The organism is Bradyrhizobium sp. USDA 4502 (genome assembly GCF_054063355.1).
The window spans coordinates 4,912,884-4,934,414 of sequence record NZ_JBSSGF010000001.1; the positions used below are offsets into that span (position 1 = coordinate 4,912,884).

General features: G+C 63.0%; 17 protein-coding genes and 1 tRNA gene. 4 read left to right on the forward strand and 14 right to left on the reverse strand.

The features are described from left to right. Window positions 1-206: 206 nt before the first annotated feature. Both ACVW1B_RS22945 and ACVW1B_RS22950 read right to left on the reverse strand, forming a co-directional pair. Window positions 207-842 carry a hypothetical protein gene (locus tag ACVW1B_RS22945; RefSeq protein WP_456780046.1) on the reverse strand — a complete coding sequence of 212 codons (636 nt, stop codon included), beginning with the start codon at window positions 840-842 and terminating at the stop codon, window positions 207-209. Window positions 843-1,385: 543 nt separating this feature from the next. Further along, window positions 1,386-1,661 carry a DUF2285 domain-containing protein gene (locus ACVW1B_RS22950; protein ID WP_253589667.1) on the reverse strand — a complete coding sequence of 92 codons (276 nt, stop codon included), beginning with the start codon at window positions 1,659-1,661 and terminating at the stop codon, window positions 1,386-1,388. Between the two features lie 89 nt (window positions 1,662-1,750). Between ACVW1B_RS22950 and ACVW1B_RS22955 the strand changes: the two genes are divergently transcribed. Beyond that, entirely contained in the window at window positions 1,751-1,984 is a 234-nt protein-coding gene (locus ACVW1B_RS22955; RefSeq protein WP_253589666.1) for a helix-turn-helix domain-containing protein, read from the forward strand. Window positions 1,985-2,622: 638 nt separating this feature from the next. Here ACVW1B_RS22955 and ACVW1B_RS22960 read toward each other — a convergent pair. The 6 genes from ACVW1B_RS22960 to ACVW1B_RS22985 all read right to left on the reverse strand — a co-directional run bounded on the left by ACVW1B_RS22960 (window position 2,623) and on the right by ACVW1B_RS22985 (window position 8,238). Then, window positions 2,623-2,698: transfer RNA gene (locus ACVW1B_RS22960), tRNA-Lys, on the reverse strand. Between the two features lie 164 nt (window positions 2,699-2,862). After that, window positions 2,863-3,453, reverse strand: a complete 591-nt coding sequence (locus tag ACVW1B_RS22965; protein ID WP_028332421.1) for a Spy/CpxP family protein refolding chaperone — start codon at window positions 3,451-3,453, stop codon at window positions 2,863-2,865. A 162-nt stretch (window positions 3,454-3,615) separates the two neighbouring features. After that, entirely contained in the window at window positions 3,616-4,899 is a 1,284-nt protein-coding gene (locus ACVW1B_RS22970) for a TRAP transporter large permease (protein ID WP_168857133.1), read from the reverse strand. Further along, window positions 4,899-5,471 carry a TRAP transporter small permease gene (locus tag ACVW1B_RS22975; protein WP_057020631.1) on the reverse strand — a complete coding sequence of 191 codons (573 nt, stop codon included), beginning with the start codon at window positions 5,469-5,471 and terminating at the stop codon, window positions 4,899-4,901. The genes ACVW1B_RS22970 and ACVW1B_RS22975 overlap by 1 nt, the downstream gene beginning before the upstream one ends. 320 nt (window positions 5,472-5,791) lie before the next feature. Continuing rightward, window positions 5,792-6,796, reverse strand: coding sequence for a TRAP transporter substrate-binding protein (locus ACVW1B_RS22980; RefSeq protein WP_028342401.1), 1,005 nt, complete (start codon window positions 6,794-6,796; stop codon window positions 5,792-5,794). A 1,088-nt stretch (window positions 6,797-7,884) separates the two neighbouring features. Next, complete coding sequence (locus tag ACVW1B_RS22985; RefSeq protein WP_057020632.1) at window positions 7,885-8,238, reverse strand: DUF2200 domain-containing protein; 354 nt, start codon at window positions 8,236-8,238, stop codon at window positions 7,885-7,887. A 311-nt stretch (window positions 8,239-8,549) separates the two neighbouring features. On the opposite strand from ACVW1B_RS22985, the gene ACVW1B_RS22990 reads away from it, so the two are divergent. Next, window positions 8,550-9,503 carry an MBL fold metallo-hydrolase gene (locus ACVW1B_RS22990; protein WP_092090555.1) on the forward strand — a complete coding sequence of 318 codons (954 nt, stop codon included), beginning with the start codon at window positions 8,550-8,552 and terminating at the stop codon, window positions 9,501-9,503. Between the two features lie 531 nt (window positions 9,504-10,034). Here ACVW1B_RS22990 and dapD read toward each other — a convergent pair. From dapD to ACVW1B_RS23010, 4 genes are all read right to left on the reverse strand, one after another. Continuing rightward, a complete protein-coding gene (dapD, locus tag ACVW1B_RS22995) occupies window positions 10,035-11,006 on the reverse strand; it encodes a 2,3,4,5-tetrahydropyridine-2,6-dicarboxylate N-succinyltransferase (protein ID WP_456779615.1) in 972 nt (323 codons plus the stop codon). 232 nt (window positions 11,007-11,238) lie between these two features. Beyond that, a complete protein-coding gene (fdhF, locus tag ACVW1B_RS23000; protein WP_456779614.1) occupies window positions 11,239-14,025 on the reverse strand; it encodes a formate dehydrogenase subunit alpha in 2,787 nt (928 codons plus the stop codon). A gap of 36 nt (window positions 14,026-14,061) precedes the next feature. Further along, the gene (locus tag ACVW1B_RS23005) at window positions 14,062-15,774 is read right to left on the reverse strand and encodes an NADH-ubiquinone oxidoreductase-F iron-sulfur binding region domain-containing protein (RefSeq protein ID WP_456792621.1); all 1,713 of its coding nucleotides are present in this window, start codon (window positions 15,772-15,774) and stop codon (window positions 14,062-14,064) included. Window positions 15,775-15,981: 207 nt separating this feature from the next. Beyond that, window positions 15,982-17,235 carry a molybdopterin molybdotransferase MoeA gene (locus ACVW1B_RS23010; RefSeq protein WP_456792622.1) on the reverse strand — a complete coding sequence of 418 codons (1,254 nt, stop codon included), beginning with the start codon at window positions 17,233-17,235 and terminating at the stop codon, window positions 15,982-15,984. 184 nt (window positions 17,236-17,419) lie between these two features. Here ACVW1B_RS23010 and ACVW1B_RS23015 point away from each other — a divergent pair, with 184 nt between their 5' ends. Together ACVW1B_RS23015 and mobA are read left to right on the forward strand one after the other, a co-directional pair. Beyond that, window positions 17,420-18,304, forward strand: coding sequence for a formate dehydrogenase accessory sulfurtransferase FdhD (locus ACVW1B_RS23015; protein ID WP_082653657.1), 885 nt, complete (start codon window positions 17,420-17,422; stop codon window positions 18,302-18,304). Then, on the forward strand, window positions 18,297-18,929 hold the full coding sequence (gene mobA / locus ACVW1B_RS23020; RefSeq protein WP_456792623.1) for a molybdenum cofactor guanylyltransferase MobA: 633 nt from the start codon (window positions 18,297-18,299) through the stop codon (window positions 18,927-18,929). The genes ACVW1B_RS23015 and mobA overlap by 8 nt, the downstream gene beginning before the upstream one ends. A 15-nt stretch (window positions 18,930-18,944) precedes the next feature. Here the strand turns inward: mobA and ACVW1B_RS23025 are convergent, their stop codons facing one another. Beyond that, window positions 18,945-19,583, reverse strand: coding sequence for an HD domain-containing protein (locus tag ACVW1B_RS23025; RefSeq protein ID WP_456792624.1), 639 nt, complete (start codon window positions 19,581-19,583; stop codon window positions 18,945-18,947). 280 nt (window positions 19,584-19,863) lie between these two features. Then, window positions 19,864-21,483, reverse strand: a complete 1,620-nt coding sequence (locus ACVW1B_RS23030) for a hypothetical protein (protein ID WP_456792625.1) — start codon at window positions 21,481-21,483, stop codon at window positions 19,864-19,866. Window positions 21,484-21,531: the final 48 nt, after the last annotated feature.

Genomic DNA, 21,531 nt, shown 5'->3' on the forward strand with positions numbered 1-21,531 from the left:
GCACGGTCATAATCGTTCGTTGCATTGCCTGTTAACCCTCGTGGCGGGTGCAGGAGAAGTCGCGATCGTGCCGCGCGGCGCCTTGGTTTCGATCCTGCGGTTTGCGGGTAGGAAGAGCCCAACTTCCTGCCGGAAGCCGGGCTCTGGAGTATCTGGCAGGCGATCGGGCTCAAGGCACGTTTTGCCGTTACGCAGTCCCCGAACTGTTAGTTGGCCCCATTGCTTGGGAACAGCACCTTGTAGGGAATTCCCAACTCATCCACCTCATCGAATTCATGGACGGACAGATAGGGACTGCCGCCTTTCAGAAGCTTTTTCACTTCGGAACGACCGAAGGTGATCCTGTCGAGAAAGCTGCGGATTGCCCTAACCGATTGGTTCGCCCGCTCTACGCTTTCTTTGACGTGGGATTCACGCCGAGCTTTGATCGCAACCGCGAGATCAATGTCGCCCAAATCCGCCTTATCGGTGAGATAGCTGCCAAATACGCGCACCCCAGTAACCTTGTGCGTGAGCTCGTCGCGTTCATTGATGCTAACCACGCGAACCAGAAAGGATTGGAGTAAGGCTTCGGCCTTCTCTCTCGAAATACGCGAGATGAACCTCGCATTGCATAGCTGCATCCCAAGAGGTGCAACTAGATAGCGCGTTTTGTCTTCCTCGTGACGTGTCACATAGCCCGCCCTGACCAGGGCCTCTTCGATTTCCTGCTTCCGGCCGCCATTGACCTTGAACTGCTCTCCAATGGCCTCAGCGGGAAAGCTTACCTCGTGAAACCTGAGAAAGTCCCGCAACTTGATCAAGCGAACTCCAGCAAGCGTCTCGTTCTTCCCCACCTGCATTATTGATCTCTCATGATTTGAAGATTTGCGCCTACATACACGATGCACAGAAGAGTGGTTAACAGCCACGCATCCTTATTCGCGTCCGACAACGCGGTAGACACTTGCTCGGCTGATCCTGACGCGACTCGCGATTGGCTCGCGCCTAGAGCATGTTCTTTTGCCGGAATCGAGATTCCCAGAGACGATTTCTGATTCAAACTCCACGCTGGGGAACGGCGGCCAGCATGGATGATGCGACCCTATTCGGAAGACCTCCGCGAACTCGCTCTGGCGAGGGCTACCGCCGTGCCAATGGCATTCGACGCATACCTGTTCGCAACCGTCAATGACCATCTGAAGCGGGTTGTCACTGGGGCCGCCTGTCGAACTCAGGCTTTGCGTCCTCCGATATGCAGCAGCCAACAAGGATTGCGGCGCAATAGTTACAAACGACCGCGTAGTGGGAAGTCCCTAGTTTGACACCACGTGGTGCCTCCGGATCACCACACATTGGCTGGGGGATACGATTTCTATATCCGCGCTTGAATCGACGGATTTCTTCTAATTCGACCCTACACCACGTAAGACACGTCCCCGTTCCGTCATCCATTTAGCGCGCGAGAGATGGCTCTGGTATGCGTTGTGCGCGCGGTCCGCCTCACGCTCCGGATTGATATGTAGGACGATTCGGGCCACGTCCCGCCAGTCCGCCCCCTCACCCTCGGCCTGCAGAAGGCGAATGTAAGTCACAACGTGCTGCTCATCGTAGAATGTCGGCGCCGGCTCAGTGGGAGCCAGGTCAGCCACATCAGGATCGAGCGGCGGTGTCTCCTGCATAATCCCTTCCAATAGCCGCGCCCCCAAGGCTGCGAGCTTGAATACTATAGTCTGTAGTCCTTTAGTGTTCAAGGCAACACTGTGAGGGTGTGAAAAGCCCCAATCTGGCCTTCGGAAAAATCATTGCTGGCCTAAGGCTTTCTGCTCGCCTTTCGCAGGAAGAGCTGGCCGATCGGGCGACTATTCATCGGACGTATGTGAGTCAGATCGAACGAGGGCTGAAATCCCCCACGATCGTCACGCTCTTTCGCTTGGCGAAAGCACTTGACACGACCCCCAGCAAGATTCTGAAGCAACTCGAAATTGACATTGGCGCGGCGTGACCATGCGAACGTCTACATCCGTGTCGCGGCTAGGCTGTCCCGCCTTCGGACAATGTGCGGAAGGTCAGAACCTCGGTACCGATCCTCCACATCGTGGACGCCGTCGCAGACGCGCTCGCGGACCGAGGGCTGGTGGGCGCTACGATAGGTGTGATGGCGGGAGACTGCACGCTCCATGCCGGCATGTACCACGAGCGCCTCGCCAAACGAGGATATTCCTGCCTGATACCAGATGCGAAGGCGTAGCGCGACGGTGGCTTCTGGTGCTGCCACAAGCGTGGGGGGATCAGGGAAGATCGTAGGTTGGCAGGAAACAGTGGGAACGCGTAGCGGGGGAGCGAATCGAACGCCCGACCCGAACGGTCCGGTTCTGGTTTTGCAGCAAGCCGTACCCTGCGGCGACGGGCCAGCAGATTGTCCGTTTTGCTCGCCCTAATATCCTATTCTACGACGAGCACATTATCGACCTATACCATCCGATCTGCGCGCTGTATCGAATGGGGTGAAGATACAGAGACAAAGGGAAAGTCGCGTAGCAATGCGGTCGCGCGACGGCCGTCCACAAAAAACGTCGCACGAGACTCGTTTTGGTCTCGACCGCCATCTCGCGAAGGTACTGGAAAAGAAGGCCTTTTCCTTGGTGGGCGCACCAGGGCTCGAACCTGGGACCCGCTGATTAAGAGTCAGCTGCTCTACCAACTGAGCTATGCGCCCGGAACTTGTCCGGAAATGACCCTCGCAAGAGAGCGGTCGTTTAGCAAAGCGATTCCCCGATGTCCAGCAAGCTCAAGCAAGTTTTCCCGACTTTCTGACAACCGAAAGGCCGCCGGAATCCGGCGGCCTTTCATAGACTTGGCGAGGGTGCCGGCGGACAGCGCTCAGAGCCGGCCGGAGCGCTCCTGATCAGGGCCATCGTCGCGGTCGAAACGGTCGTGATCGAAGCCGCGGCCGCCGCGCTCCCAGCGGTCCATGCCGCGCTCTAGGCGGTGGCGGCGCCAGCCTTCGGCGCCGAAGCCGCGCCCTTCCATATGGGTCAGCATGCTCAGCCGCCGCTTCTGGTTGTCGTCGAGCGTCTTGTAGAGCGGGTCGGCGGCATCGGCGATCTTCGTCAGCGACGTCGCGGTCGCCGCCATGTTGCCGGCGCGCTCGCGCAGGCGGGCGACCGGATCATCCGGCTTCTGCGACTTGTCCGCATCGGTCTTCTCGGCGGCCATCCGCGCATTGGCACGATCGAGCCGCATCTTCGCGAAGTCGCGCACCGCGGCCTCAACCGGCGGCCACAGCTTCTCCTGATCGGCGTTGAGCTTCAGCCCGGCGTGGACGGCGGCGATCCGCGCGTCGAGGAAGGCGGCCCGATCCTCGGGGCTCATCCGCATATGGCCGTGGAACCAGGGACGATGCTGGGCATAGACCGCGGTCGAACCGGCAATCGTGAGCGCCGCGATGCCGGCGAGCAGAACTTTCTTCATACGAACCTCCTTTGAAGGTTGCTCGAAGATGATGCCGCCCGCCCGCGCCTTCAACTTACGGATTGGACAGAGAGAGCTCTGTTACCAAGATGTAATCCGCTTTCATTGCACCGCAGAAACATCCAAGGCGCGAGGTCGCGCTTTGGATGTCTGTTGTTTGCGCTAGATCATGCCGAGCAAGCGCGGCAGCCACAGCGAGATCTCCGGCACGTAGGTGATCAGGCCGAGGAACACCAGCATCGCGCACAGCCATGGCAACACCGAGATGGTGATCTCGCTGATGCCCATCTTGGCGATACTGCTCGCAATGTAGAGGTTGAGCCCGACCGGCGGGTGGCACAGCCCGACCTCGGTGTTGACGATCATCAGGATGCCGAGATGCACCGGGTGCACGCCGAGCTTGGTCGCCAGCGGAAACAGGATCGGCGCCATGATCAGGAGGATCGACGACGGATCCATCACGTTGCCGGCGAGCAGCAGGATGATGTTGACGACGAGCAGGAACATCCAGACCGAGAAGTTCTTGTCGATGATCCAGGCCGCCATCTCCTGCGGGATCTGCTCGTGCGTCATCAGGAACGAGAACAGCACCGCGTTGGTGATGATGTAGAGCAGCATCGAGCTCATGCTCGCCGCCTGCAGCAGCACCTTCGGCACCTCGGAGAGCTTCAGCTCCTTGTAGACGAATACGGTGATGAAGAAGGCGTAGGTCGCGGCGACCGCTGCGGCTTCGGTCGGCGTGAAGATGCCGCCATAGATGCCGCCGAGCACGATCACGATCAGCAGCAGGCCCCAGATGCTTTCGCGGAACGCCTTGAACTGCTGGCCGATGGTCGCGCGCGGCATCTTCGGATAGCCGTTGCGCTGCGCGACGAAGAAAGTCACCGCCGCCAGCATCAGCGCGAGCACGACGCCCGGCACGATGCCGGCCATGAACAGCGCGCCGATCGAGGTGTTGGTGGAGACGCCGTAGAGCACCAGGATGATCGAGGGCGGCACCAGGATGCCGAGAGCGCCCGAGGTCGAGATCACGCCGACGCCGAACCGCTTCGGATAGCCGTGATCGACCATCGCCGGCATCATGATCGAGCCGATCGCAACCACGGTGGCGACGCTCGAGCCCGAGATCGCCGCGAACATCGCGCAGGCCGCGACGCCGGCCAGCCCAAGGCCGCCGGGCAGATGCCCGACCAGCGAGGTCGTGAACGCGATCATGCGCCGCGCGACGCCGCCGCGGGTCAGGAAGGTGCCGGCCAGGATGAAGAACGGGATCGCCATGATGCCGAAATTGTCGAGGCCCGAAAACAGCTTCAGGCCGACGCTCTCGATCGGCACCTCGGTCATGGTGAACAGGAAGGTGAGCACGGTCAGGCCGAGCGAAATCGAGATCGGCATGCCCGTCAGCATCAGGGCAAACAGCAGTCCGAAAATAAGTGCGGCGCTCATCACGCTTCTCCAAGCGCGACGGGCGCGGTCTTGCTGGTCTCGACGCCATCGACATGGGAGGCGTCATGGTGCGGCAGGTCGTCGGTCCACCAGTAATTCCAGCACACCTGCAGGAAGCGGAAGCACATCAGATAGGAGCCGAGCGGAATGCAGGCGTAGACGATCCAGCTCGGGATCTCGAGATCCGGTGAGACCTGGTCGGTATGCATCAATTCGAACACGAATTTGGCGCCCATGGTGCCGACGATCCCGGTGAATAGCGCGCCGCCGAGCAGGCCGAAGGTGATGGTGCGCTTGCGCCAGAAATCGTTGAGCCGGTTGATCAGGACGTCGACGCCGACATGGACGCCGGCGCGCACGCCATAGGCGGCGCCGAACTTCGCCATCCAGATGAACATGTAGATGCAGAGTTCCTGCGACCATGCGAGATTGATGCCGAACAGGTACGGATAGAGCACGGGAACGTCGACCAGAAAACGGTGCACGACCGTGACGAAGGTCAGCAGCGTCGCGGCCCCCATCAGGCTCGCGATGATGATTTCCTCGAGCCGGTCCAGAATTTTAAGCAGCATTGATCTCCCCTGTCATGGCCTGATGCGGCAACCGGCCACGGCACCCTGGCCGCGACCTCACGCGGCCGCGGCGTTCACTATGTTTGCGGTTCAAGTCCCGCGTGACTGTTGCCGTCGATCGGAGCTGCCTCCGATCTACCTCGCCCCGCGTGCGGGGAGAGGTCGAAATTCAAGCGCAGCTTGAATTTCCGGTGAGGGGGAGCTTCCGCGAGCACATCTGGAGCCGCGTTCGCGGAGAAGGCCCCTCACCCCAACCCTCTCCCCGCAAGAACCGGGAGAGGGAGCTCGTCTGGCATCGCCTCAGCGGCGAAGCATCGCAGCTAGTTCATCGGGCTGCGGCCGGTTTCCTTGAGGAATTCGTCGATCAACGGCTGGCCGACGCGCGATGCCACGTCCTTGTAGACCGGCATCATCGCCTTGCGCATCGCCTCGTCCTGCTCCGGCGTCAACGCGACGATCTCGGTCTTGCCGGCCTTCTTGATCTCGGCGAGCGCGTCGTCGTTTTCCTTGGCCGACTGGCTGTTGCCGAACTCGGTGGCTTCCTTCATTGCCTTGGAGAGCTGCTCGCGGATATCGGCCGGCAGGCCGTCCCAGAACTTCTTGTTCACGACCACGACGTAGCCGATGTAGCCGTGATTGGTGACGGTGGCGTACTTCTGCACCTCATGCATTTTCTGGGTGTAGATGTTCGACCAGGTGTTCTCCTGGCCGTCGACCACGCCGGTCTGCAGCGCCTGGTAGACGTCGGAGAATGCCATCACCTGCGGGATCGCGCCGAGCGCGCGGAACTGGGCTTCCAGCACCTTCGACGACTGGATGCGGAACTTGAGCCCCTTGTAGTCGGCGGGCGCGACCAGCTTCTTGTTCGCGCTCATCTGCTTGAAGCCGTTGTCCCAATAGGCGAGACCGGTCATGCCCTTGGAATCCAGCTTCTTGAGCAGCTGGGCGCCGAGCGGCCCGTCGGTGACCTTCCGCAGCGACTTCAGGTCGGGCAGGATGTAGGGCAGATCGAAGACTTCGAATTCCTTGATGCCGATCGGGCCGAACTTCGAGTTCGACGGCGCCAGCATCTGCACCGCGCCGAGCTGCAGCGCCTCGAGCTCTTCCTTGTCCTTGTAAAGCGTCGAGTTCGGGTAGACCTCGACCTTCACCTTGCCGCCGGTGTACTTCTCGGCGAGTTCCTTGAACTTGTCGGCCGCCTTGCCCTTCGGCGTATCCGAGGCCACCACGTGGCTGAATTTGAGAACGATCGGCGACTGCGCCGCCGCAGGCCCGACAAAGGTCAAAGCCGCGATCGACGCCGCAGCCAATATGAGTTTACGCATGTTTCCTCCCGCGTAATTGCGGAGCGCGAATACCGGCCCCGAGACATCCGGTCGCACCATTACAGACAAGCAAAGACGATTGCCATTGCCCCTTTAGCAGGGGCCAATTGCACCATTGCTGCACTGCAAAATTCGATGCGGCGGTATCCCCTTCGGCTCTTGCGACCGTTCAATGACACCGCCCGCACGCTGTGCCCGGCCACGGCAATGAGGTCAATGCGAGGTTTGGCAATGGCGGGTTCGCCGGGCGCGAATGCTGCGCGTGTTTCTTGCCGGCTGTCGCCCTGCGAAAACAGAGATCCATACGCCGCGGCAAATCTTGCAGATGTGACTCTTCGTTGTCGTCCTGGCGAAAGCCAGGACCCATAACCACCGCATTTGATTGTGAACGAGGTCGTGGCCCCAGCATCGCGCAACAAGTCTCATTTGGGGTAATGGGTCCTGGCTTTCGCCAAGACGACACTGACGCCAAGACGACACTGAATGTGTTGGACCACGTGTGGCTCATGCTTCCGCAGTCTCGCGGCGCATTGCGTCCGAGCTTTGCATCTTGTTCCGCCCTCACCTCAAGCAGAGGGCGCAGGGAAAGCCGGGTGCCGATCGCACCCATGGGCCCCGAGCAATGGGTAGAAAGCTCGGGGGTAGGACCACAGGTGTAACCGGAAACAACCCGGCTTTCCCTGCGCGATGGGCTACGGCTTACTTCGTGCTCTCCCCGGCGAGACTGGGCTTGGTTGTCACCGTCTTCGCAACGCGCACTGCGCAATCGGAAAAGACACCTGCCGCTAGGGCGTCAGGACCACACGACTTCACCGTCCGCCTCATGCACGTTCGTCAACTGCGCAATCGGCGTCCACCGCATCTCGACCCACGTTCGTGACGACCGCGAAGCGCCCCTCGTGTCGGGTGAGACGGGCAGACCATACACCGAGCCACGCTTCGGATAAAGCGAAATATTTTTGCTGCGAAGGCTTGCGCCGTCGGGCAACTCAGTGGTAGCGGCCCTCCCCGGTCCTTTCGTCATTGCGGGCGACGCACCAGCGTCCGGTGTCGCCTCGCCGAGCGAACGGAATCCGGTCGATCAGGCGTCATTCCCTCCGCAGGATTTTATCCATGGCCTTTCCACGCGCCAGCTCATCGATCAGTTTATCCAGGTAACGAATTTCCCGCATGGTCGGCTCTTTGATTTCCTCAACCCTGACACCGCACACCATGCCCTTGATCAAGGCCCGCGAAGGATTCATTTCAGGCGCCTTTGCGAAGAACGTTTCGAAGTCGGTTTGTTTTTCCAACTGAGCTTCCAGCTCCTTCGAACCGTAGCCGGTCAACCAGGAGATCACCTGATCAACCTCCGCTTTGGTGCGTCCCTTCTTCTCCGCTTTCGCGACATAGAGCGGGTAAACGCTTGCGAAGCTCGTTGTATAGATCCGATGCTTGGCCATGAATTGCTCCGAACGTTCGTATTCCGGGGTCTCGACGAGGAGATATTAGTCCTGGGTTGAACCGGCTTCGCCAATCCGAAGTGTCGCACGTGGCTAGGGGCATGGCGATGGCCTGCTGCCTCCCGTTTCGTCCCCAGCGCTCGCGTGCGGCGGCCCGCATGCGTTGGCAGCAATCGCTCTACAGCGACGGCAACCGCTCTGGGGCGGCGCCCCACCCGATCCGTTAGATCACCACCATGTCCAATCCACGGGCGGAAACAATGCGGCCCGCCGGGATCGAACATCAGGATCGAACGCAGGAGTTTTCAACGATGAACCAGATGATCCGCAATACCCAGGAGACAAGCATGAACCTCGACAATGTCTCGCACGCCGGTCAGCCGGGGCCAAACGAGTTGGTGCCATCGCGCTACGCGCTGAAGATCGGCGAGATCGACGTGCTGGTCGTCAGCGACGGGGTGCTGCCGCTGCCGACCAAGATGCTGGCGCACAATGCCGAGCCGGCCGTCCGCGCGGCCTGGCTGGACGACATGTTCCTGCCGCCGGACGCGTTCGACTGGGCGCTGAACGTGGTCGTGGTGCGAAGCGGCGGGAAAACCATCCTCGTCGACGCCGGGCTGGGGTCGGACCCGGACCTGCACCTGCCGAAGGCCGGGCAGACGGTCAAGCGACTGGAGGCGGCCGGTATCGATCTTGGGTCCGTGACCGACGTGGTGCTGACCCACATGCACATGGACCACGTTGGCGGGCTGCTCGTCGAGGGCGTGAAGGAGCGGCTGCGTCCGGACCTGCGGATCCATGTGGCGGCTGCCGAGGTCAAGTTCTGGGAGGCGCCCGATTTCTCCCGCGTCTCGATGCCGCCGGGTTTCCCCGACGCGCTTCGTGCGACGGCCAAGCGGTTCAGGAAGGAATACCAGAGCCAGCTGCGGCTGTTCGACGAGGAGCACGAGGTGGCGCCCGGAGTGGTCGTCCGTCGCAGCGGCGGCCACACTCCCGGCCACAGCGTCGTTCGTCTGGCGTCCGGCGGCGACCGGCTGACATTCGCCGGTGACCTCGTGTTCGCGGTCGGGTTCGAGCACCCCGAATGGCACAATGGCTTCGAGCACGATCCCGAAGAGGCGGCCCGCGCCCGGATCAGTCTGTTGCGGGAACTGGCGGCGAACCGCGAGCTGCTGGTTGCCACGCATATGCCGTTCCCGTCCGTCGGACATGTCGCGGTCGAGGGTGACGCCTTCCGTTGGGTGCCGGTGTTCTGGGACTACTGAGACCTTGTCGAGTTAGAGCCGAACCGGGGCGCGTACTCATATCGATCATGGGTGCGGGCTCCGGCTTCCGCGCGGCCCTTCTGAGCAAAGGTCGGCTACGGGCCCCACAAGCTGTCATTCAAGCCGGTCGAGAGCGAATTAGCTTGCCTTGCTTTGAGTCCTTTTGCACTCTCAGGCAAAGGAGGCCGATGCATGAAGATAATGACCGTCGCGTGCGCTCTCGGAGCGGCCCTCGTGCTGTGCAACCTCGGGACGTCTGGTGCTGAAGCCCGGGCGCGGAAGGCACAAGTCGTTCATGAACCAAGGAGGGTCATTATCCCGACGCCCGTGATAAGGCCAACTCCGTGGGACTATTATATTGTTCCACGATATCAATATCGCCCTGAAGACGACCGGGTCGATCCATACGCCCCGCCCCTGGTGTCGTCGTGGCGCCTCTATGAGGCGTGGCGGTGGCCATACTGGTGGTGAACAGCGATCGCGCCAAACAGATCGCAATCCGAGTGGTGATCGTCCCCTGACGGACGGGGACTAGCTGTGAAGTTGCGCGTTGAGGCCGTCCCAATTTGGCGTACGCTTGGTTGCCTCAAGGGCACCGCTCTGGGAATTCCGACGAAAAAGCAGGCCCTTCTGGCCCGAGAGTTCTTTGGCTTTCAGGACTCGGCCATCCTCCAAAAGGATGCGCGCGCCTGCCGTGACGTAACAGCCCGCTTCGACGATACAATCGTCACCCAATGAAATGCCGATACCGGCGTTGGCTCCGATCAGGCAGCGCTCACCGACTGTAATCCTCTCTTTCCCTCCTCCGGACAGAGTGCCCATGATCGACGCTCCGCCACCAACGTCGCTGCCGCTTCCGACAACCACACCGGCGCTGATCCGGCCTTCGACCATGCAGGGACCGAGCGTACCCGCGTTAAAATTGCAAAAGCCTTCATGCATGACGGTCGTGCCCGGGGCCAAGTGGGCTCCGAGCCTTACGCGATCCGCATCTGCAATTCTCACGTCTGCGGGCGTCACATAGTCAGTCATGCGCGGAAATTTATCCACGCCTGTCACCTCGAACGCGAGGGCACGCTTTCGTGCCTCCATTCGCGCGTCCGGTACACGAGAGCACTCACAGGGACCGAGGGTCGTCCAGGCGACGTTAGGTAAGAGACCGAAAACTCCCTCGAGGTTCAGGCAATTCGGCTGGACGAGCCGGTGGCTCAGCAGATGGAGTCGAAGATACGCGTCGTGCACGTCAGTCGGTGCAGATGCAAGGGAGCCAATTTCTGTGCGGATTGGAACGATGTCGACATTGCGAATGTCGTCGTGTCGCGCATATCCGTCCGCCGACTCGCCCAACGATCTGGTGATCTCGTCGCTCGCCAGCCGCACCGTTGCCGTCTTGTCGGCCTCCGCGACCAGGCGCAGCTGAAGAAACCAGGAATCCAGCACGCGCCCTTCAGCGGCAATCGTCGCAAATCCCTCGCCTCTCGCGCCCCTCAGCTCCATCGTCATCTGAATTTCTCACACTGCGATCCTGCACGTCATGCATACGCGAGTTCTCGTGGAAATGGCAACTTCCGGGCTCTCAAACAGGTCCGCTTTGGGGCAAAGGGCGACATGGGTCCACGCCGCAGCGACGCCCCGCTCTTACGCTCTGAGCGGACGTCGATCGACGGTGCTTGCGGTGCTGTGTCGGGCGAGCGAGTAGCCGGCGGGCGGCTTTCCGCGCTTCGTCCCCGGACCGCTATTCCGCCGCGGTCCGGATATCGATCTTCTCGGCGCGGACCGCGCAGAACTTGAACTCCGGAATCTTGCCGAACGGGTCGAGCGCCGGGTTGGTCAACAGGTTGGCCGCCGCTTCCGCGTAGCAGAACGGCATGAAGACCATGTTCTCGGGCACGTCGCGGTCGGCACGCACCTTGACCTCGACCGCGCCGCGGCGCGTCTCGAGACGGATGAAGTCGCCGGGCGCGAGTCCCTTCTTGTGCATGTCTTTCGGGGTCATGAACGCGACCGCTTCGGGCTCGATCTGGTCGAGCACCTGGGCACGGCGCGTCATCGAGCCGGTGTGCCAATGTTCGAGCACGCGGCCGGTCGACAGCACCATCGGGTACTCGTCGTCGGGCAGTTCGTCAGGCGGGATCACCTTGGCCGGCACGATCTTGCCGCGGCCGCTTTCGGTCGGGAAGCCGGTGGTGAAGATGATCTCGTTGCCGGGCTTGTCGGGATCGTCGACCGGATAGGTCACCGCGCCCTCGCGCACCAGGCGCTCCCAGCTGATGTTCTTCAGCGACGGCATCAGCTCGGCCATCTCGGTGAAGACCTCACCCGGCCCCGCATAGTTCCAGGGCAGTCCCATCCGCTTGCCGATCTCCTGGATGATCCAGAGATCCTGCCTTGCATCGCCCGGCGGCTTGATCACCTCGCGCGCCAGCTGCACGCGGCGGTCGGTGTTGGTGAAGGAGCCGGACTTTTCGGCGAACGCCGAAGCCGGCAGGATGACGTCGGCGTGGAACGCGGTCTCGGTGACGAACAGGTCCTGCACGACGAGATGATCGAGCTTGGCGAGCGCCTCGCGCGCGTGCTGCAGGTCGGGATCGGACATCGCGGGATTCTCGCCCTCGACATACATGCCGTGGATTTCGCCGGCGTGGATCGCGTTCATGATCTCGACCACGGTCAGGCCGCGCACCGGATCGAGCTCCTGTCCCCACAGCTTTTCGAAGGCGCCGCGCATGTCGTCGCGGCCGACCGGCTGGTAGTCCGGAAGGAACATCGGAATCAGGCCGGCGTCGGAGGCGCCCTGCACATTGTTCTGCCCGCGCAGGGGATGCAGCCCGGTGCCGGGGCGGCCGACCTGGCCGGTGATCAGGGCCAGTGCGATCAGGCAGCGCGCATTGTCGGTGCCGTGGACGTGCTGGCTGATGCCCATGCCCCAGAAGATGATCGACGATTTGGCGCGGGCGTAGGCGCGTGCAACCTCGCGCAGCGTCTCCGCCGGAATGCCGCAGATCTGGGACATGCGCTCCGGCGTGAACTCCTGGATCTTCGCCTTCAGCTCGTCATAGCCCTCGGTATAGCCGGCGATGTACTGCTCGTCGGTCAGGCCTTCGGTGATGATCGTGTGGATCATCGCGTTCAGCATCGCGACGTCGCTGCCCGGTTTGAATTGCAGGTGCTCGGTGGCGTGGCGCGACAGCGTCTGCCGGCGCGGGTCCATCACATAGAGCTTGGCGCCGCGCTTGGCGGCGTTCTTGATGTAGGTGGCGGCGACCGGATGGTTCACGGTCGGATTGGCGCCGATCACCCAGATCACCTCGGCGTCGGCCGCGGCCGCGAACGGCGCCGACACCGCGCCTGAGCTCAATCCCTCGAACAGCGCCGCCACCGACGAGGCGTGACACAGCCGCGTGCAGTGATCGACATTGTTGGAACCGAAGCCGGTGCGCACCAGCTTCTGGAACAGATAGGCTTCCTCGTTCGAGCCCTTGGCCGAGCCGAAGCCGGCGAGCGCCTTGGCGCCCTTCTCGTCGCGGATCTTGCGCAAGCCCGCAGCAGCGAGATCGAGCGCCTCCTCCCATGTCGCTTCGCGGAAATGGGTGTAGGGATTGGCCGGATCGACCTGGTCGTTGGCATCCTTCTTGACGCCGGGCAGCCGCACCAGCGGCTTGGTCAGACGATTGGGGTGATGGATGTAGTCGAAGCCGAAGCGGCCCTTGACACAGAGCCGGTTGTGATTGGCGGGACCATCGCGGCCTTCCGCGTAGATCACCTTCTCATCCTTGACCTGGTAGGTGACCTGGCAGCCGACGCCGCAATACGGACAGAGCGAATCCACCTTCTTGTCTGGATAGGTGACGCGGGTCTGCTTGTCGTCGAGCATGACCGCCGGCATCAGCGCGCCGGTCGGACAGGCCTGCACGCACTCGCCGCAGGCGACGCAGGTCGATTCGCCCATCGGATCGTCGAAGTCGAACACGATCTTGGCGTCGTGGTTGCGGTAGGCCATGCCGATCACGTCGTTGACCTGCACCTCGCGGCACGCACGCACGCAGAGGCCGCACTGGATGCAGGCGTCGAGATTGACGCTCATCGCCGGATGGCTGGTGTCGGCGTGCCAGCGTTCAGTCGCGGGAAAGCGGCTTTCGGTCACGCCGGTCTTCTCGGCCCAGTGCCAGAATTTCGAGTCCGGATCGTGCGAGGTTTCGCGCGCCGGCTGGTCCGCCACCAGCAGCTCCATCACCATCTTCTGCGCCGCGACGGCGCGCTGGCTGGCCGACTTCACTTTCATGCCGACCGTCGGCATCCGCTTGCAGGACGCCGCCAGCACGCGCTCGCCTTCGATTTCGACCATGCAGGCGCGGCAATTGCCGTCCGGCCTGTAGTCCGGAGCGGGCGAATAGCACAGATGCGGGATCTCGGTGCCCTGGCGCTTGGCGACCTGCCAGATCGTCTCGCCGGCCCGCGCCTCGACCTGCTGGCCGTCGAGCTCGAACTGAATCGTCAGGCCTGAGTTCTGATTGTTGCTCATTCAAGTCCTCGTCGAAATTCGTCTGCTCGGCCTTGCCTACTCGGCGGCTTGCTGCGGACGAAAGCCGTCCGGAAAATATTTGATCACGGAGGTCAGCGGATTGGAGGCCGCCTGACCGAGGCCACAGATCGACGCATCGCGCATCGCCTGGCTCAATTGGTCTAGCAGTTCCTTGTTCCAGACCGGCTGCTGCATCAACAGTGCCGCCTTCTCGGTTCCGGCGCGGCACGGCGTGCACTGCCCGCAGCTCTCGTCCTCGAAGAACTTCATCAGGTTCAGCGCGGCGTCCCTGACGTCATCGGCCTGCGAAAGCACGACCACGGCGGCGGAGCCGATGAAGCAGCCATATTTCTCCAGCGTGCCGAAATCGAGCGGGATGTCGTCCATCGACGCCGGCAGGATGCCGCCGGATGCACCGCCCGGCAGATAGGCCTGCAAGGTATGGCCGTCGGCCATGCCGCCGCAGAACTCGTCGATCAACTCGCGCAGCGTGATGCCGGCGGGAGCGAGCTTGACGCCAGGAGCCTTGACGCGTCCCGACACCGAGAAGCTGCGCAGGCCGTGGCGTTCGTTGCGGCCGTGGCTCTTCCACCAATCGGCGCCCTTCTCGACGATGTCGCGCACCCACCACAACGTCTCGATGTTGTTGATCAGCGTCGGCAGGCCGAACAGCCCGACCTGGAACGGATATGGTGGCTTGTGCCGCGGCAGGCCGCGCTTGCCCTCGATCGATTCCAACAGCGAGGATTCCTCGCCGCAGATATAGGCGCCGGCGCCGCGCCGCAGATGCAGCGTCGGACCACCCGGTGGGAGCTTCGCGATCTCGCGCGCGAGGATGTCGCGGCAGGCCGGGTACTCGTCGCGGATATAGATGTAGACTTCCGGCGCCTCGACCACGTGGGCGCCGATCAGCATGCCCTCGAGGAAACGATGCGGATCGGTCTCGAGATAATAGCGGTCCTTGAACGTGCCGGGCTCGCCTTCGTCGCCGTTCACCGCCATCAATCGCGGACCGGGCTCGCCGAGCACCGCGCGCCACTTGCGGCCGGTCGGAAAACCGGCGCCGCCGAGGCCGCGCAGCGACGCATCGTCGAGCGCCTTCAGCAGGTCTTCGCGCGGCAGCTCGCCTGAGCGCAGGCGCGCCAGCAGCCGGTATCCGCCGCCCGCCACATAGGCGTCGTAGTCGACATATGGCGGAAGGTGCACATGGGTGTCGCCGCTCTTCGCCGCCGCCAGCACATTGGTGACGGTCGCATGATCGACGAAGTTGTGGCCGACCTCGGCAGCGGGCGCGGTGTCGCAGCGGCCGACGCACGGTGCGCGCACGACGCGGATGCCGGGGCCGGCGCGGTTCTGCAGATCCTTCAACAGCTGTTCGCCGCCGAGCATCGCGCAGGTCAGCGAATCGCAGACACGTACGGTGAGCGGCGCGATGTCAGCCTCGCCTTCCTTCACGATGTCGAAATGCGCGTAGAAGGTGGCGGTCTCGAACACTTCGGCGAACGACAGCTTCATCTCGTCGGTGAGCGCGGCAAGATGCGCCGCCGAGATCTGATGGTATTTGTCCTGGATCAGATGCAGATACTCGATCAGGAGGTCGCGCCGCCTCGGACGATCGCCGAGCAGCGTCTCGATCTCATGGGCGGCCACGGGGTCGACCTGGCGTCCCTTGGGCGTGGCCTTCGCTCGCTTCCTGCCCTGTCCGGGATGCTCGAACGCACGAACCTTGTGAACGTCGTCTCGACTCATGAAGCCTCGCCTTGGGAACCACGCTTTGCGCGAATTGCACTGCTTCGACGAACTCTATTCTCTGGTATGCCAGAGGCAAGCAGTTTTAGAACGTCTCTAGCAGCGTCGGGTTGCCGCGTAGGCCATTGTTTATGTTTGCCTATCGGGCGATCTGATTTTGCTATCGCGCACCCGTCGCGCTGCGCGGTCCCGACCGCGTTTCAGCTCTCACAGCAGGTCGGCGTAGCCGAGAAAGCCGACGGCATCGCCAGGTTCAACCCGCACCACCGACTCGCCGAGTTCGACCAGTCCATCGGTCTCGATCAGCGACGACAGCAGACCGGCTCCCTCGCGAGGAAACTTGTTCGCTTCCAGCGTACCGTCCGTCGCCCGTCGCAGCGAGACGCGGACATATTCGCGCCGCCCACTCTTCTTCTTGTAGCTGAAGGCCGCCCGCACCGGCATCGGCAGCAAGGGGGACGGCACAGCGCCCGATAGCGCCAGCACGGTCGGCCGCACGACATGAACGAAGGTGACGAAGCTCGCCACCGGATTGCCGGGCAGGCCGATCAGCGGCGTGCCGTCGATGATTCCCATCGCCACCGGGCGGCCGGGCTTGATCGCCATCCGCCACAGCACCAGCGAGCCCGCCTGTTCGATACCGGCCCTGACGTGGTCCTCTTCGCCGGTCGAGACCCCGCCGGTGGTCAGGATCAGGTCGTAGCGCCGCGCGACCTGCTTGAGCGCCGCGGCGAGCTCGGCCCGCTCGTCGCGCAGGATGCCGAGATCGCCGACCTCGCAACCGAGCCGCCGCAGCATCGCCATCAGCATGAAACGGTTGCAATCGAACAGTTGCGCTTCGGCGCGCGCGCTGCCGGGCGCGGCTAGTTCGTCGCCGGTCGAGAACACCCCGACGCGAAGCCGACGCACCACATCGAGCGTGGTGAGCCCGAAGGCCGCGGCGACCGCGATATCCTGCGGGCGCAGCCGCCGGCCCGCCGCCAGCGCGACATGGCCGCGCGGAATGTCTTCGCCGCTGGGGCGCACATTGGCGCCGACCTTCAGGCCGGACGGCAGGATCACGCGCCCGGAATCGTCGATCCGCACGTCTTCCTGCATGAACACGGTGTCGGTACCTTCGGGCATCGGCGCGCCGGTGAAGATCCGCACCGCCTGTCCGGGCTGCGCCGGCTGCGCCGACGCGCCCGCCTGCACCCGTCCGGCAACGGGGAACGCGCGCTCGCCGCTCGCCGGCAGGTCCGCGCCGGATACCGCGTAGCCGTCGACGGCGGAATTCTTGAACGGCGGCAGCGCAAGCGGCGCGACAATGTCGCCGGCCAGGATGCGTCCGTCCGCATCCACGAGGGCAACGGCTTCGGTCTCGCCGACAGGCTTGACCCGCGCGGCGATGATCGCGACGGCCTCATCGACCGACATCATCGGTCCGCCGAATGCGAAGCAGTCGTCCGAAAGCTGCGCCATGATCTCCCTCAGTCCTCGCCATCGACAAGATTTGTTCGACCCGGATCGCGAACTGCGGCGTTATCCTTAAAGCCGGACCGATCGATGGCAGTTCCCGCGACGCGGCGGAGAGTCGCCAGTCAGTCTCCGAACGTGCTTATATCCCTAGCTGCGATGCCATGTGAACCCATCTGGACGTCAAGCAGTGCCCGAGAAGACCACCGCTCCCATCATTGTTCCTGATCCGGACGATCCACGCCTGACGGAGCGCGTGGTCGGCGTCGATCAGACCGGCGCACGGACCGAGATCAAGGTGCCGGTCGAGCGGCCGCTGACGCTGTACCTCAACGCGCAGGAGATCGTCACGATGATGACGATCAACGACTATCCCGAATACCTCGCGCTCGGCTACCTCTTGAACCAGAACATGCTCAAATACGACGACGTCGTCACCGAGGTCGAATATGACGACGATCTCGAGGTCGTCGTGGTGCGCACCGCGCACCACACCAATTTCGAGGCCAAGCTGAAGAAGCGCACGCAGACCTCGGGCTGCGCCCAGGGCACGGCGTTCGGCGACCTGCTCGAAGCCGTCGAGAAGGTGGCGCTGCCGAAAGCCGAATTGCGAACCTCCTGGCTCTACCGGATGACGCACACCATCAACACGATGCCGTCGCTCTATCTGGAGGCCGGCGCCATTCACGGCTGCGTGCTGTGCAAGGAGGCGACGCCGGTGTGCTACACCGAGGACGTCGGCCGGCATAATGCCGTCGACAAGATCGCGGGCTGGATCTACCGGCACAATGTCGATCCGGCCGACAAGATTCTCTACACCACCGGCCGGCTGACCTCGGAGATGGTGATCAAGACGGTGCGGATGGGGATCCCGATCCTGGTCTCCCGCTCCGGATTCACGGCGTGGGGCGTCGATCTGGCGCGGCAGGTCGGGTTGACGCTGGTCGGGCGCGCCCGCGGCAAGCGCTTCATCGCGCTGTCCGGTGAGGAGCGGATCGTCTACGACCAGAACCTCGACTATGTCGAAGAGGAATCGATGCGTCACAAGCGCAAGGGCGAGACCGACAATGACTGACATTCCGGGGACTAGCATCCCGGGCGTGCTGCTCGCCGGCGGCCTCGCGCGCCGGATGGGCGGCGGCGACAAGCCGATGCGCAAGATCGCGGGCCGCACCATTCTGCAGCGGGTGATCGACCGTCTCGCTCCGCAATGCAGTGGGCTGATCATCAACGCCAATGGCGACCCGGCGCGCTTCGCCACGTTCGGCCTTCCGGTCGTCGCCGACGATGTCGCCGATTATCCCGGTCCCCTCGCCGGCATCCTGGCCGCGCTCGACTGGACCGCCGCCAACCGGCCGGATGCGCAATGGGTGCTCAGCGCCGCGGGCGACTGTCCGTTTCTGCCGCGCGATCTCGTCACGCGCCTCGAAGAAGCGCGTCGAGCGCAGAATGCCGAGCTCGCGGTCGCTTCATCCGGCGGGCAGACGCATCCCGTCATCGGCCTCTGGAGCGTGCGCCTGCGGAACGAGTTGCGCAAGGCGCTTGTCGTCGAGGACGTGCGCAAGATCGACCGCTGGACCGCGCGCTATCCGCTCGCAACGGTCGAGTGGCCGACCGAGCCGCTGGATCCGTTCTTCAATGCCAATACCGTCGAGGACATCGCGGAAGCCGACCGCCTCGCCGCGCTCGACGGCGGCTGATATCCGCCGTGCCGTTTAGCTCGGCCACGGCGTGCTGCGGATCCGGGTGCAGGCGTTCGGCCTGTGAAATGTGGGATCGCGCTCCGCGACGAAGTCGAAATTGACAGAGCCGAACGTGGTCTGCGGCTTCTTCAGGGCCGAGCAGGTCTGAACCTCGATGAACTCGTTCTTGAAATCGCCGCGGGGCAACGCGGCAAGGACGCCGTCGCGCTGCTCGGCCGTATAGTCATCGTATCCGACGCCGACGGCATCGACCAATACGCCCGCATTGGTGAGCGCGATTTCCGGCCGCATGTATTGCGGAATGCCGGGCGTGGTGTGCAATGCGATCGCCTCCCACACCAGGTCTGCTTTGGGCTCGGCGATGCCGTGGCTCCTGAGAAATTTGCGCGCCGCATCGGCGCCGTCGACCTCAAACCGTTTGGTGTCGGTATGAAAATGATCGACGAGGCCGAGATCATGAAACAGCGCGGCAACATAAAGCAGTTCAGCGTCGAACTTCAGATTTTGACTGGCACCCTTGAGCGCGCCGAACACAAACACGCGGACCGAGTGATTGAACAACATCTCGGTCTCATGTTGCCGCACCAGCTCGGCGGCTTCCCGCGCGATCTTGCTGTCCGGGATTCGAACGCTGGAAATCGTGTCCACCATCATCGCACTCCTGCCCTGTGTAGCGTCCCGGATGGATGCACTGGACGGCCAATGGCGTCACGATTCATGCGCGCCGGCACTCCGCTGCAGTGAATCGCACCCCACTACCTAACCCGCGAAGCGGCAACCGGAAGGCCCCTGCCGCATGAAGATTCTGCAGGGAGATCGTGAGGCTGGTGCAATACGGAAAGCGCGATCGGGTTCAGCCGATCGTGCCTCGCCTGATCCAGCCGAAGCCTGACCGGAAGCAGCCGGCACAGGCTCCGCTGGGTCGCGGCGATCAGTGCCCCGCGGCGATCCGGGTCGGGCCGCAGACGTCGTCCTGCGAGTCCTTGTCGTGGCCGCGGCCATTATCCTTCATCCGGCCGTGATCACCATCGCAATTGACGGGAGCGAACGACACGCCACGATAGACCATACCGAACGCCGGCGGCGCAACCACGTCAAAGGCTTCGTTCGCCGGAAGCGTTGTCGCCGCGACCCTGTCCGTGATGGTGACGACTTGATTCGGATCGGCGCCGGGCTCGACCGAGTTGCCTACGGTCGACGTCACCGCGAAAAGCGTCGCGGTGCCGTCGCGGTTGACGCGGCCGGTGATGTTGCGCAGGCCGCCGGTTGCCGGATCAGTCGGATAGCCGTTGACATGATAGAGCGTGCCGAGGTTCAGGCCCTTTTGCAGCGTGTAGGCAAGGCTCCAGCTGCCGTTGACATAGACCCACTTCTGAAGACCTGCGGTCGGTGACGTGGCGGCGTCGGCGAGATTGCCGTCACCTTCCTGGGCGACATAAAGCGTCGTCGCGTCGGCGAACCAGATGCCAAACGGATAGAAGCCGTTCGCGCCCGAGTTCGCCGAGGGATTGTTCGGGAAACCCGGAAGAATGTTGAACGCCGTCGAGGCGGCGGTCTCGCGGGTCGGCAGCACGCCCGGCTGGCCGACCTGATAGACGGTGTTGATGCCGTTGCCGCCGCTGCCTTTGGTCACGTAAAGCGTGTTGTCGGAGATCGCGAGACCGCGGAAATTATCGTCCTTGCCGGACTTATCGGCGGCAAAGCCGAGCTGGGCAACCGAGAAGCCGAACTGGAAGCCATTCTTGCTGCCGGGCGTACCCTGCTGCACGCCAACCACGGCGTCGGAACCATCGACAGCGGGCGTCGCAAGTTGAACGCCGGTGTCGTTGACGACAAGCACCGGCTGGGTGCCGCTGCCGTTACCGGCGTTGCCGACCGTGAAATACTGGTCGGCCTGGGTGCCATTGACCTTGTTGGCGCGGATCACGCCGCGGCCATTGTCGCCGCTATAGACATTGACCTTGGTCCGGTGCAGCGAGCCGTCGAAATCCAGCTCCGCGACCACGCGCGCATGCACACCGGTGTCCGGATTGGTCGGGTCGACGTGGTTCGGCGAATTGGAGTTAGAAACGTCCAGCTGGTTCACCGCCGCGTCGTAGCCCATGAACGTCACGGCCTTGCCGTCGGGCGACAAATGCAGCGACAGTTCAGACTTGGAGCTGAAGCTCGTCACCGCCACGTCCGCCGGGACGGTCAGCGCGCCGATTTCGCGCAGCCGACGGCCTTCCAGATGAAATTTCTTGATCACCACCGGCGCGGTCACGCCGAAATTCGAATCGACAGCCACGTTGTTGAAGACCCCCGGATAGCTGCCGTCGGCCACAGCCGTCGCGCCGGTCGGCAATGTCTGGCCTACGGTGACGGTCGATGGGTTGCCCGCATAGACCGCCGTGCTGACCAGCAATTCGTGCGGATTGCCCGCGGTCTGGGACAACGCCGGATGGACCGCAAAAAGCACCGGTGAGAGCGCCGTACCCGCGATCAGGCGCCGGACAATCGCGCGGCGAAATGTTTCCGGAGTTGTTTGCGATTTGGCGATTGATTTGAACATGCGAAGACCCCCCATTCTTTGAAAATTGGAATGGGTTTCCTCATACGG

Bases quoted from the DNA above. Each gene is read 5' to 3' on its own strand.
- ACVW1B_RS22950 (WP_253589667.1), bottom strand. From the start codon at position 1,661: ATGCAGGAGACACCGCCGCTCGATCCTGATGTGGCTGACCTGGCTCCC.
- ACVW1B_RS22945 (WP_456780046.1), bottom strand. From the start codon at position 842: ATGCAGGTGGGGAAGAACGAGACGCTTGCTGGAGTTCGCTTGATCAAG.
- ACVW1B_RS22965 (WP_028332421.1), bottom strand. From the start codon at position 3,453: ATGAAGAAAGTTCTGCTCGCCGGCATCGCGGCGCTCACGATTGCCGGT.
- ACVW1B_RS23010 (WP_456792622.1), bottom strand. From the start codon at position 17,235: ATGGCGCAGCTTTCGGACGACTGCTTCGCATTCGGCGGACCGATGATG.
- ACVW1B_RS22985 (WP_057020632.1), bottom strand. From the start codon at position 8,238: ATGGCCAAGCATCGGATCTATACAACGAGCTTCGCAAGCGTTTACCCG.
- ACVW1B_RS22990 (WP_092090555.1), top strand. From the start codon at position 8,550: ATGAACCAGATGATCCGCAATACCCAGGAGACAAGCATGAACCTCGAC.
- fdhF (WP_456779614.1), bottom strand. From the start codon at position 14,025: ATGAGCAACAATCAGAACTCAGGCCTGACGATTCAGTTCGAGCTCGAC.
- ACVW1B_RS23025 (WP_456792624.1), bottom strand. From the start codon at position 19,583: ATGGTGGACACGATTTCCAGCGTTCGAATCCCGGACAGCAAGATCGCG.
- dapD (WP_456779615.1), bottom strand. From the start codon at position 11,006: ATGACGATGGAGCTGAGGGGCGCGAGAGGCGAGGGATTTGCGACGATT.
- ACVW1B_RS22970 (WP_168857133.1), bottom strand. From the start codon at position 4,899: ATGAGCGCCGCACTTATTTTCGGACTGCTGTTTGCCCTGATGCTGACG.
- ACVW1B_RS23005 (WP_456792621.1), bottom strand. From the start codon at position 15,774: ATGAGTCGAGACGACGTTCACAAGGTTCGTGCGTTCGAGCATCCCGGA.
- ACVW1B_RS23030 (WP_456792625.1), bottom strand. From the start codon at position 21,483: ATGTTCAAATCAATCGCCAAATCGCAAACAACTCCGGAAACATTTCGC.
- mobA (WP_456792623.1), top strand. From the start codon at position 18,297: ATGACTGACATTCCGGGGACTAGCATCCCGGGCGTGCTGCTCGCCGGC.
- ACVW1B_RS22980 (WP_028342401.1), bottom strand. From the start codon at position 6,796: ATGCGTAAACTCATATTGGCTGCGGCGTCGATCGCGGCTTTGACCTTT.
- ACVW1B_RS22975 (WP_057020631.1), bottom strand. From the start codon at position 5,471: ATGCTGCTTAAAATTCTGGACCGGCTCGAGGAAATCATCATCGCGAGC.